This window comes from Salinivibrio sp. MA351 (genome assembly GCF_001996065.1).
GTDB classification, from domain to species: Bacteria; Pseudomonadota; Gammaproteobacteria; order Enterobacterales; family Vibrionaceae; genus Salinivibrio; species Salinivibrio costicola.
Map to the genome: position 1 here is coordinate 22,854 of NZ_MUFG01000010.1, position 17,857 is coordinate 40,710.

The window sequence follows — 17,857 nt, forward strand, 5'->3', positions numbered from 1 at the left end:
CAAAAAGAAAAGCGCGCGACGGATTCGTTTTGGTGTCGCGCGCGTATCGATTAAGGGTTACGTCGTTTAGCTGCGGTCGAACGCTAGACGCGTGGAGTAGCGATTCTCACTGTGCTGACCGTGCTCAAACGCGACTTCGCCATTAACGAGAGTCATCTCAATGCTTGACCCAAAGGTGTGGCCGTCAAACGGTGACCACTGGCACTGATAAAAGAGATTTTCTTGGCTGACTGTCTGAGTTTGGTTCAGATCCACCAGTACTAAGTCGGCCCAGTAGCCTTCACGAACGAAACCGCGCTCTTTCACCTGATAGCGAACAGCCGGCGCATGAGCCACTTTTTGTACCACCAACGGCAAATCAAAAATCCCGCGATGATAAAATTCTAACGCCACTTGCAAGGCATGTTGCACTAAGGGTAGGCCGGCTGGGGCGTTAAAGTAGGTATTTTGCTTCTCTTCAAAGGTATGCGGCGCATGATCGGTGGCAATCACATCGATAACCCCGTCTTTCACCGCTTGAATGAGCGCTTGCTGGTGGTGCGCCTCTTTGATCGCAGGATTACATTTGATCAGTGTCCCTTTGCTGTCGTAGTCGTCGCGATTAAAAAACAGGTGATGAACGCAGGCTTCGGCAGTGATTTGCTTTTGCTGCAAGGCTTCTAGGGTTTTAGCAGGCTCAAACTGGTACAGCTCGTCTTCGGTCGTCAGATGCAATACATGCAAGCGTGTCCCGTGTTTTTTGGCTAAGTTAACCGCCAGTTGCGACGATTTTAAGCACGCTTCTTTGGAACGAATATGGGCGTGCGCATCAATGGGGACGTCGTCGCCATATTTTTCCCGATATATGCCTTCCAGTTCATTGATCATTGGCGTGTCTTCGCAATGGGTTGCGATCAGCGTTGGGCAGTCGGCAAAAATCGCGTTCAGTGTTTCAGGATCGTTGACCAACATGTTCCCGGTTGACGCGCCCATAAATACCTTCACGCCACACGCAGCGTTGGGATCAAGACGACGGATCTCATCGATATTGTCGTTAGTAGCGCCAAGATAAAAGGCGTAATTGGCATGACTGGATTGTGATGCGCGTTGATACTTTTCTTCCAGTGCCTCTAGCGTAGTGGTCGGCGGGTTAACGTTGGGCATTTCCATGTAGGTGGTGATGCCGCCGGCAACCGCGGCTTTCGATTCAGTGGCAATGGTGCCTTTTTTCGGGAAGCCAGGTTCACGAAAGTGAACTTGGTCATCAATCATTCCAGGTAATAGGTGTTTACCGGTTGCATCAATCACGCGACAATCGGCGGCCGCAGGGGCACTGATGTCGCGAGCAATCTGGCTAATGCGGCCATTTTCGATCAGTACATCGGTCTCAACAACGTGTCCTTCGTTGACGACAGAAGCGTTTTTGAAAAGCAGGGTGGTCATGGTGTGATCCTTACATGTCAATGCATCGGTGCTATGGTAACGCAATCGATTACTTGATTCAGCCCCTGTTTTTACCGGGGATTGACGGATATTTCACCGCGCATTGACCGAATTGTTGCACATTCGTACCGTTAGCATATTGCCCTTCATTGGGGGCTGCCGCATACTTGGCCGACACACAATCATAAAAGGGAATCGACCATGGCGGAAGAAACTATTTTCAGCAAAATCATTCGCAAAGAAATCCCCGCGGATGTTGTCTATCAGGATGAACTTGTTACTGCCTTCCGTGATATTAATCCGCGCGCGCCGGTTCATGTGCTTATTGTACCCAACAAATTGATCCCAACGACCAATGATGTGGAGCCAGATGATGAGCTCGCGCTCGGGCGTATGATTACCGTGGCCAAGAAAATTGCAGCGGACGAAGGGGTTGCCGAAAACGGCTATCGTTTGATCATGAACTGTAATCAACATGGTGGCCAAGAGGTCTATCATATCCACATGCATTTAGTGGGTGGGCGAGCGCTTGGGCCCATGGTAGTGGGTTAACACATTAAATATGAATGAAACCATGAAAACCGCGAACCTTGAGTGGTCACGCCGATGGACGAAAAAATGGGGCAAGTTGCGCTTGCCTCAACTAATGGTGGGCGCGCTCGTGCTGTTACTCGCAGGGTGTGCGCCTCGCTACCAGCCGGTTAACCCGTCGCCAGACACCAACCGCGCAGCACGTTTATCAGATTCGCAGGTGCATAACGGCATTGATCGCGCCATGCGTGCTGCGGTGGAAGCCTTATTGGCGAGTGAGCCTTTAAAGGTATCGCCGGTGACCTTGGTCCAACCGATCCAAAATAGCAGTGGCGATTATTTTCCTACCCCAAGGTATTCAACGCAGTTGCAAGCGGGCTTAATCGAATCCGGTCGGATAACGCCTGTTCCTGAAGCGAGAGTACAGGCGGTCCGCGCCTCGTTAGGGTTGGCAGCGAATCAGGTGCTGGTGGATCCCGCGACCATTATGCAATATGGCCGCATGCTGGGTGCGCAGTATCAACTGAGCGGTAAAATCACCGGTCAGGCCCCTTATCAGCTAAGTTTGCAGTTAATGGACTTACAGTCAGGAGTGATCGCTTGGCAGGATGTAGAACGCTTTGTCAGCCGTTGAATGGTCTCCTGCTCTGGCGCAGACCTTATCTACCGCACTGACGCGCTATTATGGTGTCCCTACCGAGGTTACCGGTGTCGAGCCGTTGGCAGCGGGCCTGACAAATCGCTGTTTACGACTCACCGACTCACAGGGGGGGCGCAGTATTTGGCGTCCCCATGGTCGAGCGGCGAGTGCTTTTGCCATTGACCGTGCGCGTGAAGCTCAGGCGCAATCTTTGGCCGCTGAGCATGGGCTGGCGCGTCAGCTGATTGTCCACAACGGCGAAGGATTATTGGTGCCTTGGGTGGATGGCGAACCGCTTTGTAATCTAAAAACCGATCAGGCATCGATCCTTATTCCACTTTTATCCCGTATTCACCAATTGCCGACGGATCTGGAAACCGCGTCCGTCGAGGCACAATGCGCTCATTATGAAAAGCAACTGCCTGATGGTGTGGTAGCGCGTTTACACCGGCTCAAACATAAGGTGCTCGCACACAGCCCGCTCCCAACGTATGAGTCATCGGCGGTGTGTCACATGGACTTGGGCGCTTACAATGTGGTGATCGAGCCAGATGGTAACCCGTGTGTGCTTGATTGGGAGTATGCCCGCGCCGGGGATCCTTATCTTGACATCGCGCTCTTTTGTCGTGCTAATGGCTGGTTACCACACACTGTGGTGCCGCGTTATTGTGCTCTGCGGCAACTAAAATCGGTGAATGTTATCCTCGCACGCGTCAACGCTTGGTTGCCGTTTACCGACTATTTAGCACTATGTTGGTATGAGGTGGGGGCGAATCTGTATGGATTACCTGCGTACAATCAAGCAGCGGACGTGCTGTATCAACAGCTTTCAGAGTAGACCGCCCGCTACATTCGGATAAATCCCTCGTAGCTGACGCATAGGCGAATAAGGATAAGGAGACAATATGGTCAAGGATTGCAAACGGCGGTGTCGAACAGGCTGGCTTGTGGGCTGTCTGTTGGTACTTGCCGGATGTACCACGGAGCTTGCGTACAATACGTTGCCGTTTTGGATTCACTATTACCTGGACGATATTGTCGACCTGACCGCCACCCAATCGCGCCAAGTAAAAGCGGACCTCGATGCAGTTCAGCAATGGCATCGCGTGGAAGAGTTGCCTCGGTTAGCGGATCGGCTCACCTTGATCGCCGCGCAAAGTACGGAACGGCAAACATGGGACCAGTTGCGCGATCATCAAGCTGGGTTTAAAACTCGGATACAAGCCACGCTCAATGCACTGATCCCGGCGACGACGCGTTTATTGCAAAGCCTGGATGATCGTCAGGCTGAGCGATTGACCCAATTTTTAAAAGACGAAATTGCTGAGGCACAAGCGCGCCGTGACCAGAAATCACCGCAAGAACGGCTAGCCGAGCAACAAGAAGAGCTTGAAGAGCGCACTGAGGGTTGGGTCGGACACACCACAGACAGCCAAGCGCCATTCTACGCTGAGATGGCGGACTACCAGCAACGCGCGATGCCGACCTTCATTACGGTACGTGAGCAGTTGCAAGCGCGGCTATTTAACCTGATTGAGACACGCCAACGCGATGACTTGGACAGTCAACTGCGTCAATGGGTGGATGACCTCGTCGCCTGGCGCGGTGGTAGTGATACACAGACAGACATGGCGATCTATCGCTCTCGGCGCCTTGACTGGTTACTCAGGTTCGATAAAAGCTTGGATGATGATCAACGCACGCACTTGATAGAAGAACTTGAGCAATGGGCGTCGCGTTTGCAAGGCATGGCTGGATAAAAATACCCTGATCCTCGCTAGGGTGATCTTGCTCATTTTTGCGTGTAAGCAGCTATGCTATTGATAAAGGCCATTACATTCTTAGCGCAATCAGCAAGGACCGCTTATGATCATCTATCTGCATGGCTTTGATGCCACCAGTCCAGGCAACCACGAAAAAGTGCTTCAACTTCAATTTGTTGACGACGATGTTCGCACCATTAATTACAGCACTTTGCACCCCAAACATGATATGCAGCACTTACTTAAACAGGTGCAAACGCAGATCGAAGCCAGCCAAGATCCTAACCCATTGATATGTGGTGTTGGGCTAGGCGGGTATTGGTCAGAGCGAATTGGATTTTTGTGCGGGATAAAGCAGGTTCTGATCAACCCAAACTTACACCCTCAGGAAAATATGCCGGGCAAAATCGACCGTCCTGAAGAGTACGAAGATATTGCAACTAAATGTGTCACTGATTTTCGTCAGCGCAACCAGCAGCGGGCGTTGGTTATCCTATCACGTGAAGACGACGTGCTAGACAGTCAACGTAGCTATCATCTGCTTTCACCTTTCTATCCTGTGCGTTGGGACGAGGCGCAAACCCATAAATTTAAAAACCTTTCTACGCATCTACAAGCGATTGCGCACTTTAAAAAGTCTACCTGATGGTCACTTTCCCGTATCGAGCGTATAGCTACGCCATTGTTATACGCGCTTGGTGTTATTTTCCTACATTTTATCCGTAAATAAAGCACAGACAAGGGTCGAAGTGATCGCCATTTTACGGCAAAATGGACGGGCGTGCTGACCAACTACACAGCAATAAACCACACGCACTGATACAGATTATGTCGTTAGTCACTAACAAATAGAAAGTGGCGTACTTAAGACCGATTTTAGCTAGTGGCATACGTGCGGCTAGCGAGTGTTTTTTAATTAAGGTAAGGATGTAGAAGTGACCAAAATTATCGTTGTCGGCGGTGGTGCAGGTGGGCTTGAGCTCGCGACCAAGCTAGGCCGCACGTTAGGCCGCAAACGCCGTGCTGAAATCACCCTCGTCGATAAAAACAGTAGTCATTTATGGAAACCCCTGCTGCACGAGGTGGCCACGGGATCGATGGATGAAGGCGTCGATGCATTAAGCTATCGCGCGCATGCTAAAAATCATGGGTTTGATTTCCAAATGGGCACATTGTGGGATATTGATCGCGAACGTAAGGTGATCACCCTCGCGCCCATGTATGACGAGAATAACGAGCTATTAATGCCCGAGCGTGAGCTCGAATATGACACCTTAGTGATGGCGATTGGCTCGACCTCTAATGACTTTAATACCCCTGGCGTGCGTGACAATTGTATTTTCCTGGATAACCCGAAACAGGCACACCGTTTCCGCCGAGAAATGAACAATGAGTTTATGCGCCTGCACGCGAAACACGGTGACGGCAGTGTTGATATTGCCATTGTCGGTGCGGGGGCGACAGGCGTTGAATTGTCGGCTGAGCTGCATAATGCGATTAAAGAGCTGCGCAACTATGGTTTCCGTGACCTCGAGAACTCTAAGTTGAATGTGACCTTGGTTGAAGCAGGCGAGCGAATCCTACCGGCGTTACCGCCACGTATTTCTAGTGCCGCGCATCAAGAGTTATTAAAACTCGGCGTAACAGTAAAAACCAACACCTTTGTGGTAAAAGCTGATGAAGATGGCCTAGAAACCAAATCGGGTGAACGTATCCATGCCGACATTATGGTTTGGGCTGCGGGGATTAAAGCGCCTGATTTCTTGAAAGATATTGCGGGTTTAGAAACCAACCGCATTAATCAGCTTGAGGTGAAGAACACCTTACAAACGACCCGTGACGACGATATTTTTGTGATTGGTGATTGCGCGGCGTGCACGCAGGAAGATGGCAGTAAAGTGCCACCGCGCGCGCAGTCTGCCCATCAAATGGCGAGCCTGTGCTTTAGCAATATTGTTGCGAAAATGAACGGGCGTGAACTTAAACCTTATGTGTTTAAAGATCATGGTTCGCTGGTTTCCTTAAGCCGCTTCTCGACGGTTGGCAGCTTGATGGGTAACCTGACCAAAGGCTCAATGATGATCGAAGGGCGCATCGCGCGTGTGGTTTATATTTCTTTGTATCGCATGCATCAAATTGCGTTGCACGGCTATGTAAAAACCGGCTTGATGATGTTAGTCGGCCGCATTAACCGTGTGTTACGTCCAAGCTTGAAGCTGCACTAAACATTGAGCCTGAATCAGGGACAGCGAAATAAGGCTATAAGACCGGGGCATGCTTCGGTCTTTTTGATCGTAGTCAATAAAGGTAGAGATTACACTCGCGCAAGTCTTGATGGGTGGCTATTTTATATTAGTAGTGACTAAATAAAAATACATCATCAGGAGGAGCAATGCGTTCGATCATTACGACGGTTATAATCGCTATCGGGCTGATATCTAGTCAGGTTGCATCAGCATTACCCCGCAACGAACCCGTCACGCCGATTACCCCGCCAGAAGAGATCCATATCGGAAAAGCCGAACTTGGCAAGAAACTGTTCTTTGACCCAAGGCTGTCTAAGTCTGGCTTCATTTCGTGTAACTCATGCCATAACCTCAGCATGGGAGGAAGTGATAACTTAAAAACCTCGATTGGTCATAATTGGCAACAAGGCCCGATTAATTCGCCTACCGTTTTGAACTCCAGCTTGTCTATTGCCCAATTTTGGGACGGTCGCGCGTCTGATTTGCAAGAGCAGGCTGGCGGGCCTATCGCGAATCCAGGAGAGATGGCGTCGAATCATGTTCTCGCCATTGATGTACTGCAATCCATTCCTCAATACGTGCGCGAATTCAACCAAGTGTTTGGTGTCACGGAGATTACGATTGATCAAGTTACAGATGCCATTGCCGAGTTTGAGCGTACCTTGGTCACGCCCAACTCTCCATTCGATCTGTGGCTAATGGGGGATGATTCGGCGATCAGCGATTATGAGTTAGCGGGTTATCGTCTGTTTGTGGAGTCAGGTTGTGTTGCGTGCCATAACGGCAGTGCGTTAGGTGGTACCTCGTTCCAGAAAATGGGCTTGCTTGAGCCGTATCAAACCGATAACCCAGTCGAAGGGCGTATTACTGTGACGGGTCAAGACGCGGATCGCTTTATGTTCAAGGTGCCGACGCTACGTAATGTGGAATTAACCTATCCGTATTTCCATGACGGTGAAGCGCAAACGCTAACAGAGGCGGTAGACATTATGGGGCGTCTGCAATTAGGTCGTAAGTTTACCGATGATGAGAATGCGAAGATTGTGGCATTCTTGCTCACATTGACCGGTGATCAGCCGAGCTTCGATTTGCCGACACTCCCACCCTCCAATGCTGATACCCCGGTGCCTCAGCCGTTTGACGATTAAGTCATTTTGCCAGCTCGTACCGGTTAGTACTGGAATGAGCTGGCATTTTGTATGATAGTGGTTGCCGCCTGACGTGAAAGACGTCACAATAGCGCCGCAATCAAGATTATTGATATCACTTCTAGAGCAACCCTCCTGAACGCCGAGTTTTTCTCATACAACGATATTGATATTCATGCCCTTAAGCGACGGGTAGGGTGTCTACACGTGGCGACATTTTTTTATTTATTGAGATCAATTGATGAGTTTCTCCTCTTTAGGACTATCTGCACCACTCCTTAAAGCCGTGCAAGAGCAAGGCTATACCATCCCATCACCAATTCAGGCTAAAGCGATTCCGGCAGTAATTGAAGGCCAAGATGTGATGGCTGCCGCGCAAACCGGCACCGGTAAAACCGCTGGGTTTACGTTACCGATTTTAGAACGTTTGCAAGCCGGTAAACGTGCGCGCCCTAATCACGTTCGCACTTTGATTTTAACGCCAACGCGTGAACTCGCTGCACAAGTTCATAAAAACGTTGAACAATACAGTCAGTACACGCCGCTGACCTCGCTGGTGGTGTATGGTGGGGTGAAGATAAACCCGCAAATGATGAAATTGCGTAAAGGGGCCGACGTCCTCGTGGCAACGCCGGGTCGTTTGTTGGATCTGTATAACCAAAATGCCGTCAACTTTTCGCAACTTGAAGTGTTGGTGCTGGATGAAGCCGATCGCATGCTGGATATGGGCTTTATTCGTGATATCCGTAAGATTTTGGCCGCTTTGCCTGCGAAACGTCAGAATCTATTGTTCTCAGCCACCTTCTCGGATGAGATCCGTCAACTTGCCAAAGGCATGGTCAACAATCCGGTAGAGATTTCGGTCAGCCCTGCTAACCAAGCGGCGACCAGTGTCGAACAGTGCATTTATCCTGTTGATAAAAAGCAAAAAGCGCCGATGCTCTTATCGTTAATTGCCGATAACAACTGGCAACAAGTGTTGGTCTTTAGTAAAACCAAGCACGGTGCCAATCGTCTGTCGCGTTATTTAGATGAGTATGGCGTCAGTGCTGCCGCGATTCACGGTAATAAAAGCCAAGGCGCACGTACCAAAGCACTGGAGCAATTCAAAACCGGTGATGTACGTGTGCTTGTCGCGACCGATATTGCCGCGCGTGGCATCGATATTGCGCAATTACCACAAGTGGTTAACTTTGATTTGCCCCATGTCGCTGAAGATTATGTTCACCGTATTGGACGGACCGGACGGGCCGGCGCTGTGGGTCATGCGATTTCGCTCGTCTGTGCCGACGAAGCTAAAGATCTCTTTGCGATTGAGCGTCTAACCAAGCAAGTGTTACCGCGCCTCAGCCTTGAGGGTTTCCCAGTGGCGAATCCTCTGCCGGAGTCGCGGTTAGATACGCGACCACTGAAGCCGAAAAAACCGAAGAAGCCAAAGCAGTATCAAGATGGCCAACGTTCGGGCGAAAAAGCACGAGGGCATAAACCGATGAGTAAAAATCGTCGCCATACGGGCAAGCCGGGTGCGAAACCGTCATCCTCATAGTCTGACTGGGGCTGTGAGCGTGAAACTAAAAAAGCCGGCTTGATGTGCCGGCTTTTTAATGCGATTTTTTCGATGAGCTGCTTTCAATGAACGGCTTTCAATGAGCGACTGTCGATTAACCGTTATTGACTTTGCGGACCTGAATAATCAATCCCATCATTGGATTATCGAGATAATGTGTTTCACCACTGCGCATACGGCGTTTGTGGGTAAATGCATAAGGCTGCAAGTAGCGTTCAACATGGTATTGTTTTTCTACTTTCTGTAGCCCTGCCACTTGCACATCGTTATTTTGATTCGCGGCAGCATCGGCGCGTTGCAGTGGCATATCAATGATGTCTTCAACTAAAGCGCGACGTTCAGTCGGCTCGCGTAACACCATATCGGCCTCGACATATAAGTAATGCTGAACATAGACACGTAGTGTGCCGTCAAGTTCATACAATCCCTGCGGTGTCGCGGGCTCGGAGACGCTTTGCTCGTCCCAGTCTTTGCGGCTTAAGCCATCGGTAGGGTCGTCAGCGGTCTTCGGCTCAGGTGTTGCTTTGATCGGCGTGCCGTCGGGATTAAAACTTGCGCGATAGTCTTTTCCTGCCATCACTCGCAGTAAAGGCAGTGCCGCTCGACCACTGTCATCTTGGCGCCATGCCACATGAACCATGGGCGTAAAGCCTGCATGGTTTTTTAATTTGTTGTAGGCATCGTTAAGTTGCCATTGGTTAGGTGACAATGGCGTTAACCCAGCGTCTTGTAACGCGCGTTGATTGGTGACTGGCACGCCGCGGCTCACACTGCTCTCGCTGTCTTGCGATGGCCAGTTTTCTTCTACGCTTGCAGGATCTTGGTTGCGCTTAAAAACGATTAATTCGACATCATAAAGCCGTTTAGCCCAGACGGGTTGGCTTAATGACAACAGTAATAACACCACAAGTCCTTTTAGGCCTGCGGCTGAGCGCCAATCTTTCGCGGGACGTTGATGATTTCTCACTGGTTACTCCATTGGTAATGAAAGGCGACGTTGTCAGCCGCCTTTCATTGGGTTTGTTGACGCACTAGGCGACTAACTGATGGCTCGCAAATTGAGTCAACAGCTCATCAATAAAGTTCATCCGCTCGCGTCGGTCGGTGAGCGTTTCGACAAACTTGATCTTAGTTGGCCCGTCAAACTTAAACTTATCTGGGCGCGATTGTAACAGTCCCACTAAAAATCCGGGATCAATTTGCGCGTTTTCATGAAACTCCACTAAGCCACCCCGTTCACTGGCCTCGATCTTCTTCACGCCTAGGCTCGCGGCACGTATTTTCAGTTGCTGAATGTGGAGGAGGTTCTTCGCCGCATCAGGCAGTAATCCAAAGCGGTCAATCAGCTCGACTTGCAGCTCGTTCATGTCGTCGTTGGACTTGGCGCTGGCAATGCGTTTATACATCGATAGGCGCATATTAATGTCCGGAATATAGTCATCCGGTAATAGGGCAGGTAGCCGCAATTCAATGTCGGTCTGTTCATTGAGCAGTGCATCTAGGCTTGGCTCTTTGCCCTCTTTTAAGGCCTCAACCGCTTGCTCTAACATATCCATGTAGAGGGTAAAGCCAATCGATTGAATTTGGCCGCTCTGCTCATCGCCCAATAACTCGCCCGCCCCACGAATTTCCAAATCTTGCGTCGCGAGAGTAAAACCGGCCCCTAAATCTTCCAGCGCGGCAATGGCGTCGAGTCGTTTGACCGCATCTTTGGTCATGCGTTTTGGATGTGGCGTGAGCAGATACGCATAGGCTTGGTGGTGTGAGCGTCCAACCCGGCCACGCAACTGATGAAGCTGCGCCAAGCCAAAGTGATCGGCGCGATCAATAATAATGGTGTTGGCTGAGGGAATATCGATGCCGGTTTCGATGATGGTGGTACACACCAATACATTGTACTTTTGGTGATAGAAATCACTCATGATTTTTTCTAGCTCACGCTCGCGCATTTGCCCATGCGCCACGGTCACGCGAGCTTCAGGGATCATGTCACTGATTTCATTCGCAGTTTTTTCTATTGTCTCGATATCGTTGTGCAAAAAGTACACTTGCCCCCCGCGCATGATTTCGCGTAAGAGCGATTCTTTGATCAAGTTGTCTTCGCGCTCGCGGACAAAAGTCTTCACCGCTAAGCGTCGTGAGGGCGGGGTCGCAATAATCGACAGATCACGCATGCCACTCATGGCCATATTGAGTGTCCGGGGAATCGGTGTGGCGGTGAGCGTGAGAATATCAACATTGGCACGCATGGCTTTGATTTTCTCTTTTTGACGTACCCCAAAGCGGTGTTCTTCGTCGACAATCAGTAAGCCTAAATCCCGTACTTTGACATCGGATTGCAGTAACTTATGGGTGCCGATCAATATGTCGACTTTGCCGGCTTCGCAATCGGCCATGATTGCTTTTTGCTCTTTGGCGGATTTAAAACGTGAGAGCACTTCAACCCGCACTGGCAGGTTAGCGAATCGATCGCGGAAGTTTTCAAAGTGCTGTTGCGCGAGCAAGGTGGTTGGCACTAATACAGCAACTTGCTTACTGTTGTTTACGGCGAGGAACGTCGCCCGCATTGCCACTTCCGTTTTGCCGAAGCCAACATCGCCGCAGACCAGGCGATCCATGGCGATCGGGCGGCACATGTCGGATAACACCGCATTAATCGCTTGGGACTGATCTGCGGTTTCTTCAAACGGGAAGGTGGCCCGAAATGTTTGATAGGCCTCTTTGTCGTGAGTAAAGGTAAAGCCTGGCTTGGTTTCGCGTTTGGCATAGACATCCAAAAGCTCTGCGGCGACATCACGGACTTTTTCGGCCGCACGGCGACGGGCTTTTTCCCACGCTTCGCCGCCTAATTTATGGATAGGTGCGGTGTCTTCCGCTCCGCCAGAGTAACGGCTAATTAAATGCAATGCGCCGACAGGCACATACAGTTTGGCTCCTTGCTGGTATTCGAGCGTCATGTATTCGGTTTTTAAGCCGCCGGCCTCTAAGGTCTGCAAACCTTGATAGCGGCCAATACCGTGCTCAAGGTGAACCACTGCTTGTCCCGGTTTGAGCTCTGCCAAGCTGCGGATCACCGCATCATTACTGACGGTTTGTTTGCGTTTTTCGCGTCGGCGTTGTTGCACGGCGCGCTCGCCGAACATGTCACTTTCGCAGATTAGGGCAAATTGGCGCGGGTTATCAATAAAGCCTTGGTCTACCGGACCGATGATTAAACCAAAACGACCGGGTTGTGATAGGGCTTCGGATAAGCCATCTGCGACCATAGGGCGGATTTTCGCTTGGCTAAGTAAATCCAACAATGCTTCGCGTCGACCTTCCGATTCGACCGAGAAAATCACCTTACCGCTATACGCTTCGCTGAATTGACGCAATGCGGCCAACGGCTCTTTCGCTTGGTGGTTAACGGTCAGTGACGGCAGTGGCGAGATGTCCAGATTCTCGCGTCCGGCTTTTTCTGTGACGCTGTCACTTTCAAGCTTAAGCCGAGGGTACTGTTTGAGTGTCGAAAACAGGGTGTCTTTGCTCAGCCATAGTGCATCGGGAGGAAGCAGTGGACGCAGCGGATCAACACGGCGTTGATCATAGCGGTTGGCGACATCTGCTTCAAAGTGGCTGATCGCCGCATCGATATCGCCGACCGATAAGATAAGTGTGTTGTCAGGCAAATAATCGAACAAGGTTTCGGTTTGCTCGAAAAATAGCGGCAGCCAATACTCGATCCCCGCTGGCCAGGTTTTTTTGCTGACTTGCTGATAAATCGACTCAGGCTCTCGGCGCGCTTCAAAGTGTTCACGAAAACGGCCGCGAAAGTATTCGACGGCGGCATCATCAGTAGGAAACTCATGAGCCGGCAGTAATTGGATCTGAGTCAGTTCGCCGGTTGAGCGCTGGTTTTCCGGATCAAATTGACGAATGGTATCGACTTCATCATCAAAAAAGTCAATGCGATAGGGTTCGTCACTGCCCATTGGGAATAAATCAAGAATGGAGCCGCGGCTGGCGAATTCACCATGTTCCATCACCTGATCAACATGGCGGTAGCCGGCATCGGTGAGTTGGTCACGCAGCTTTTCAAGCGAAAGAATATCGCCTTTTTTCACCATCAACGCATGTTGGTGCAAAAACTGTCTTGGTGTGACGCGTTGCAGTGCCGTACTGGCCGGTGCGATTAATACTCCAGCTTTCTGGTGCGGCAGTTGATACAAGCAAGATAGGCGTGCCGAAATAATGTCTTGGTGGGGCGAAAAACTGTCGTACGGCAGCGTTTCCCAATCCGGAAAAAGATCGCACTCACCTTGGGTGAACTGGCGAATGGCCGGCTGTAATCGCACCGCGGTTTGGTTATCCGGGACCAATAGAAAAACCGGGCCCGCATGCTGTTGGGTTAAGGTTGCAATCGCTAGCGGAAGCGCGGCCCCTGCTAGGTTACCAAGGTGTTTAACGTCGCCGGGGCCCGTGGGCAGAGTGAAAGCGTAGAGCGGTTGTTGGGTCATGAGTTTAACTGCTTGATTGTTTTCGGTCGCGTGCGCGTTTTTTTAAGAGTTTTTGCTGATGATACAACGCGGCACGAATGAGAGTGTCTTGGTCTTCTTCCAATAACCGTGTGTACTGGATTTGGATCAAATAGTGAGGCTGATTGCCATCGTCTTCTTGATGATGCTCGCAATCGGTCACCACGCCGTAGCAATAAATGGCTGTGGGTGGATGATCAAGGAACAGCTTGACGCGCGCATGTACCCCAAGTGCTAACGGCGATGGACTCAGGTACGAAAAACGACTCGCCCCAAAGGTATGGGTGATAAAGCGGTGAGAAGGCTGATCTTCATGGCTGAGCATGTAGCCCATCATCAGTGTGAGCTTTTCGTTTTGAGTCTGCAAAATGCGGAACAATGCTGACGCGTCATTAGGGTCAATCGACTGTAAATCCTTTTCCACGTCAGCATCAAGCTGGCCGCATTGGCTCGCCAAGCGAAATGGCGCGGGGATCTCCGCGATGAAGCCATCCGCGTCCGGTTGCGGTTGATTGTCGGCGAGGGGCTCCACATTTATCCGCATGGCCGCTCGCACAGAGAAGTATTCGTCTTGGCTCATCACTGTGCCTTTACATTGCTGTTGTATTCATGATTATCACGCACCCTTACCGAGAGGTAAAGGTTAGCGATACTTTCTCGCCCTAAAGGCATGGATTTGTATCATCCAGAGAGGGTTAAATGCGGCGGATAACTTGGCGAGCCTGACTTGGACAGGTATGCTTGCAGCGAATCAAAACAATAAGCTAGGTGTGCTATGTATCAACCTTTGTCGGTGTTTATTGGCCTGCGCTATTTGCGTGGCCGTTCAGCCGACCGCTTTGGGCGTTTTGTCTCGTCGATGTCTACCGCGGGGATCGCGATCGGTGTATTGGCGTTGATTACGGTGTCATCGGTGATGAATGGATTTGAAGCCCAACTAAAAGGCCGTATTTTAGGGGTGTTGCCCCATGCGATTATCGCCAATGGCCAGTTAGGATCGACACCATCGACCATAGAGCAGTGGCCGCATGTGGTCGATACCGCGCCGATAAAAACCACCGATGCGGTGATTCAAAGCCGCAAAGGCCTCAGTGCAGGTTTACTTGAAGGGATTGATCCGAAGGCGACAGAGCCGCTGGCGTTCCACCTTTTGCAAGGTGAGATGTCGGCACTGCGTCCGGGACGCTATCAAGTGATTATAGGGCGCGCGATGGCATCTGAGTTGCAATTACGGGTCGGAGATTCGGTCCGAGTCATGGTCACCAGTGCTAGTCGTTTTACGCCCATCGGTCGGATCCCTGCGCAACGTTTATTTACCGTAGGTGGGATTTTTCATACTGGCACGGATGTCGATAACCAGTTGATGCTGGCCAACATTGAAGATGTCGCAAAACTGAGTGGTATTTCCCCAAACCAAGCGAACGACTTACGGTTATTTTTAGATGATCCATTTGCGATTACCCAGCTTAAACCCAAGGCCGATCCTGCCACCTGGACCGATTGGCGACGTTGGCGTGGTGAGCTCTTTCAAGCGGTGAAAATGGAAAAAAACATGATGAGTTTGATGCTGAGTCTGATCATTGTGGTGGCGGCATTTAACATCATTTCCGCGCTGATCATGGTGGTGATGGAAAAACAATCCGAGGTCGCGATTTTAAAAACACTGGGCATGAAAGATAGAGACATTGTGGCTGTCTTTATCGCTCAAGGCAGTTTAAGTGGTCTGGTTGGCGCTGCCATTGGGGGCGTGCTTGGTGTATTGATTGCATCATACATCAACGAAATCATGGCGATATTCGGCGTGAGTCTATTGGGTAACGGCTTAGCGTTGCCTGTGGTTGTTAATCCGTTTCAAGTTGCCATGATACTCGGCTTAGCCGTTGTGCTAAGCGTGTTGGCAACCTTATTCCCTGCATTTAAAGCGGCATCTGTTCACCCTGCTGAGGCACTGCGTTATGAGTAAATCTTTATTGTCCTGCCACCGTGTCAGTAAAACCTATCAAGAAGGTGGGCAATCAACCTGTGTGTTAAACCAGGTGTCAATGACAATAGCCCCGGGCGAGCTGGTGGCGATTGTGGGGTCATCCGGCTCGGGGAAAAGTACGCTATTGCACACGCTTGGCACGCTTGATGCGCCGAGCGAGGGCGATGTTTGGATTGAGGATGCATTGGTGAGTGCGATGTCGGCGTCACAACAGGCGACACTGCGCAATCAAACCTTAGGATTTGTTTATCAGTTTCATCATTTGTTGGCCGACTTCACCGCGCTCGAAAACGTGATGATGCCTTTGCTGATCAACAAAGTTAGTCACAAAGCGGCAGCAAAACAAGCCACTGCGATCTTGAACGCGGTTGGGGTTGGGCATCGACTCAAGCATCGGCCCTCGGAGTTATCGGGGGGCGAGCGCCAACGTGTGGCGATTGCACGTGCCTTAGTCAATGAGCCGAAGTTGGTATTGGCCGACGAACCGACAGGCAATTTGGATCACGCCACGGCGTTAGAGATCTACGATTTGATGCGACAACTGAATGCGAAACATGGCACGGCGTTTTTAGTGGTCACTCATGATAGTGAGCTGGCAGCAAAACTGGATCGCCAAGTAATGATGCAAGATGGCCACTTGGTTGTGCAGGAGGCATCATGAAACCGTTATCCTTGGCGATAGGCCGGCGCTTTAGTCGTGCTCGGCAGCGAAATCGCTTGGTCTCCTTTATTTCTCTTTCCTCGGTCATTGGTATCGCGGTGGGCGTCATGGTGATCATTGTGGGTTTATCAGCCATGAACGGATTTGAGCGAGAGTTGAATCAACGCGTGCTGTCAGTGGTGCCTCATGGGCAGGTGTTTGGTGTCAATGGTCCGATTGAAAACTGGCAACAGGTGCAAGCGCAAAGTGAACGGCACCCACAGGTGGAAGCGGCGGCGCCTTATGTCGAGCTTACGGCATTGATGGAACATGGCACTCGCTTACAGCCTGCGCAAATTCGCGCGGTGGATCCCACCTCAGAGCGAACGGTTAGCCGGATTGGTGATTATATCGATGGTGGATGGGAAAGTTTACCAGCGGGGCAATCTCGTCTTGTCTTGGGGCAAGGCATTGCTTCTCAGCTCGGTGTTAGCAAGGGTGACTGGATCACGGTCATGGTGCCGGCGACAGACAGTAGCCTTAACCTACGGGCGCCGAAGCGGGTGCGAATGCAGGTTGCTGGCCTGTTGCAGTTAGGCGGACAAATCGACCATTCGCTGGCATTAATGCGTCTCCAAGATGCCCAAGCTCTGATGGGAATGGATGAGGCGGTGACCGGCGTCTCGCTTAAGGTTTCGCCGGTACTCGACGCGCGAAAAATCGTACAAGAAGTAGGGCAAACCTTATCTACTTATGTGTACTTAAAAGATTGGACGGGCGATTTCGGGTATTTATATCGCGATATCCAGTTGGTCAGAGCCATTATGTATTTGGTGATGGTGCTGGTGATTGGCGTGGCGTGTTTTAATGTGGTGTCAACCTTGATGATGTCGGTAAAAGATAGAGCCGCGGACATTGCGATTTTACGCACAATGGGCGCGAATGATCGCCTGATTCGACGCATATTTATCTGGTACGGATTGTTCTCTGGGGCGTTAGGCAGCGCAATTGGCAGTGTGTTGGGCGTGGCGATTGCCAGTCATCTCACCGCGATCTTGTCTCAGATTGAGGCTTGGGTCGGGCATCGTTTTTTGTCAGGTGATGTGTATTTTGTCAACTTTCTCCCCAGTGAGTTACATGCCACAGACGTGGTACTTGTTAGTATCACGGCGATACTTCTGAGCTTGCTGGCGGCTTGGTACCCAGCACGTCGTGCTTGCCAGCTTCAACCCGCTGCAGTGCTCAGTGCCAAATAGCGTGAATACCAGAGAGCTTTAATACCAGAGAGCTCTAAAACTAGATAGCTTTAATACAAAATAGCCTTGATACAAGATAGCCTGCATAAAAGACAGCGACAAAAAGAGCCCGTTACGACGGGCTCTTTTTGATCTGTCTCGCTCAA

At 50.7% G+C, this 17,857-nt stretch carries 14 protein-coding genes and 1 pseudogene; 11 read left to right on the top strand and 4 right to left on the bottom strand.

From position 1 onward, the window contains the following. Nucleotides 1-66: 66 nt before the first annotated feature. Nucleotides 67-1,422: a dihydroorotase gene (locus BZG78_RS07195; RefSeq protein WP_077660788.1), complete on the bottom strand. Its 1,356-nt coding sequence runs from the start codon at nucleotides 1,420-1,422 to the stop codon at nucleotides 67-69. Nucleotides 1,423-1,623: 201 nt separating this feature from the next. Between BZG78_RS07195 and hinT the strand changes: the two genes are divergently transcribed. From hinT to BZG78_RS07235, 8 genes and pseudogenes are all read left to right on the top strand, one after another. Next, complete coding sequence (gene hinT / locus BZG78_RS07200) at nucleotides 1,624-1,974, top strand: purine nucleoside phosphoramidase (RefSeq protein ID WP_077460639.1); 351 nt, start codon at nucleotides 1,624-1,626, stop codon at nucleotides 1,972-1,974. A 22-nt stretch (nucleotides 1,975-1,996) separates the two neighbouring features. Then, nucleotides 1,997-2,587 (top strand): hypothetical protein, encoded by a 591-nt coding sequence (locus tag BZG78_RS07205; protein ID WP_158011539.1) that lies wholly within the window; start codon nucleotides 1,997-1,999, stop codon nucleotides 2,585-2,587. Beyond that, nucleotides 2,574-3,431: a phosphotransferase gene (locus tag BZG78_RS07210; RefSeq protein ID WP_077660790.1), complete on the top strand. Its 858-nt coding sequence runs from the start codon at nucleotides 2,574-2,576 to the stop codon at nucleotides 3,429-3,431. The genes BZG78_RS07205 and BZG78_RS07210 overlap by 14 nt, the downstream gene beginning before the upstream one ends. Nucleotides 3,432-3,498: 67 nt before the next feature. Further along, nucleotides 3,499-4,353: a DUF6279 family lipoprotein gene (locus BZG78_RS07215; RefSeq protein ID WP_077660791.1), complete on the top strand. Its 855-nt coding sequence runs from the start codon at nucleotides 3,499-3,501 to the stop codon at nucleotides 4,351-4,353. Nucleotides 4,354-4,459: 106 nt separating this feature from the next. Continuing rightward, a complete protein-coding gene (ycfP, locus tag BZG78_RS07220; protein WP_077577006.1) occupies nucleotides 4,460-5,002 on the top strand; it encodes an alpha/beta hydrolase YcfP in 543 nt (180 codons plus the stop codon). Between the two features lie 289 nt (nucleotides 5,003-5,291). After that, entirely contained in the window at nucleotides 5,292-6,581 is a 1,290-nt protein-coding gene (locus BZG78_RS07225) for an NAD(P)/FAD-dependent oxidoreductase (protein WP_077460634.1), read from the top strand. A gap of 167 nt (nucleotides 6,582-6,748) precedes the next feature. After that, a complete protein-coding gene (locus BZG78_RS07230; RefSeq protein WP_077660792.1) occupies nucleotides 6,749-7,750 on the top strand; it encodes a cytochrome-c peroxidase in 1,002 nt (333 codons plus the stop codon). A 241-nt stretch (nucleotides 7,751-7,991) separates the two neighbouring features. Next, nucleotides 7,992-9,260 (top strand): annotated as a pseudogene (locus BZG78_RS07235) (DEAD/DEAH box helicase); the annotation flags it as partial. Nucleotides 9,261-9,411: 151 nt separating this feature from the next. On the opposite strand, the gene BZG78_RS07240 reads toward BZG78_RS07235, so the two are convergent. The 3 genes from BZG78_RS07240 to BZG78_RS07250 all read right to left on the bottom strand — a co-directional run bounded on the left by BZG78_RS07240 (nucleotide 9,412) and on the right by BZG78_RS07250 (nucleotide 14,411). Then, nucleotides 9,412-10,284, bottom strand: coding sequence for a peptidoglycan binding protein CsiV (locus BZG78_RS07240; protein ID WP_077460632.1), 873 nt, complete (start codon nucleotides 10,282-10,284; stop codon nucleotides 9,412-9,414). A 64-nt stretch (nucleotides 10,285-10,348) separates the two neighbouring features. Then, nucleotides 10,349-13,813 carry a transcription-repair coupling factor gene (gene mfd / locus BZG78_RS07245; RefSeq protein ID WP_077660793.1) on the bottom strand — a complete coding sequence of 1,155 codons (3,465 nt, stop codon included), beginning with the start codon at nucleotides 13,811-13,813 and terminating at the stop codon, nucleotides 10,349-10,351. Between the two features lie 4 nt (nucleotides 13,814-13,817). Further along, nucleotides 13,818-14,411 carry a hypothetical protein gene (locus BZG78_RS07250; RefSeq protein ID WP_021022817.1) on the bottom strand — a complete coding sequence of 198 codons (594 nt, stop codon included), beginning with the start codon at nucleotides 14,409-14,411 and terminating at the stop codon, nucleotides 13,818-13,820. A 195-nt stretch (nucleotides 14,412-14,606) separates the two neighbouring features. On the opposite strand from BZG78_RS07250, the gene BZG78_RS07255 reads away from it, so the two are divergent. The 3 genes from BZG78_RS07255 to lolE are packed head-to-tail and all read left to right on the top strand — an operon-like array spanning nucleotide 14,607 to nucleotide 17,711. Then, nucleotides 14,607-15,794, top strand: coding sequence for a lipoprotein-releasing ABC transporter permease subunit (locus tag BZG78_RS07255; RefSeq protein WP_077660794.1), 1,188 nt, complete (start codon nucleotides 14,607-14,609; stop codon nucleotides 15,792-15,794). After that, a complete protein-coding gene (lolD, locus tag BZG78_RS07260; protein ID WP_021022815.1) occupies nucleotides 15,787-16,476 on the top strand; it encodes a lipoprotein-releasing ABC transporter ATP-binding protein LolD in 690 nt (229 codons plus the stop codon). The genes BZG78_RS07255 and lolD overlap by 8 nt, the downstream gene beginning before the upstream one ends. Continuing rightward, nucleotides 16,470-17,711 (top strand): lipoprotein-releasing ABC transporter permease subunit LolE, encoded by a 1,242-nt coding sequence (gene lolE / locus BZG78_RS07265; protein ID WP_025744329.1) that lies wholly within the window; start codon nucleotides 16,470-16,472, stop codon nucleotides 17,709-17,711. The genes lolD and lolE overlap by 7 nt, the downstream gene beginning before the upstream one ends. The last annotated feature ends 146 nt before the right edge of the window (nucleotides 17,712-17,857 follow it).

Excerpts from the sequence above, each read along its gene's own strand:
- BZG78_RS07195 (WP_077660788.1), bottom strand. The coding sequence starts at position 1,422 with ATGACCACCCTGCTTTTCAAAAACGCTTCTGTCGTCAACGAAGGACAC.
- hinT (WP_077460639.1), top strand. The coding sequence starts at position 1,624 with ATGGCGGAAGAAACTATTTTCAGCAAAATCATTCGCAAAGAAATCCCC.
- BZG78_RS07205 (WP_158011539.1), top strand. The coding sequence starts at position 1,997 with ATGAAAACCGCGAACCTTGAGTGGTCACGCCGATGGACGAAAAAATGG.
- BZG78_RS07215 (WP_077660791.1), top strand. The coding sequence starts at position 3,499 with ATGGTCAAGGATTGCAAACGGCGGTGTCGAACAGGCTGGCTTGTGGGC.
- ycfP (WP_077577006.1), top strand. The coding sequence starts at position 4,460 with ATGATCATCTATCTGCATGGCTTTGATGCCACCAGTCCAGGCAACCAC.
- BZG78_RS07230 (WP_077660792.1), top strand. The coding sequence starts at position 6,749 with ATGCGTTCGATCATTACGACGGTTATAATCGCTATCGGGCTGATATCT.
- mfd (WP_077660793.1), bottom strand. The coding sequence starts at position 13,813 with ATGACCCAACAACCGCTCTACGCTTTCACTCTGCCCACGGGCCCCGGC.
- BZG78_RS07250 (WP_021022817.1), bottom strand. The coding sequence starts at position 14,411 with ATGAGCCAAGACGAATACTTCTCTGTGCGAGCGGCCATGCGGATAAAT.
- BZG78_RS07255 (WP_077660794.1), top strand. The coding sequence starts at position 14,607 with ATGTATCAACCTTTGTCGGTGTTTATTGGCCTGCGCTATTTGCGTGGC.
- lolD (WP_021022815.1), top strand. The coding sequence starts at position 15,787 with ATGAGTAAATCTTTATTGTCCTGCCACCGTGTCAGTAAAACCTATCAA.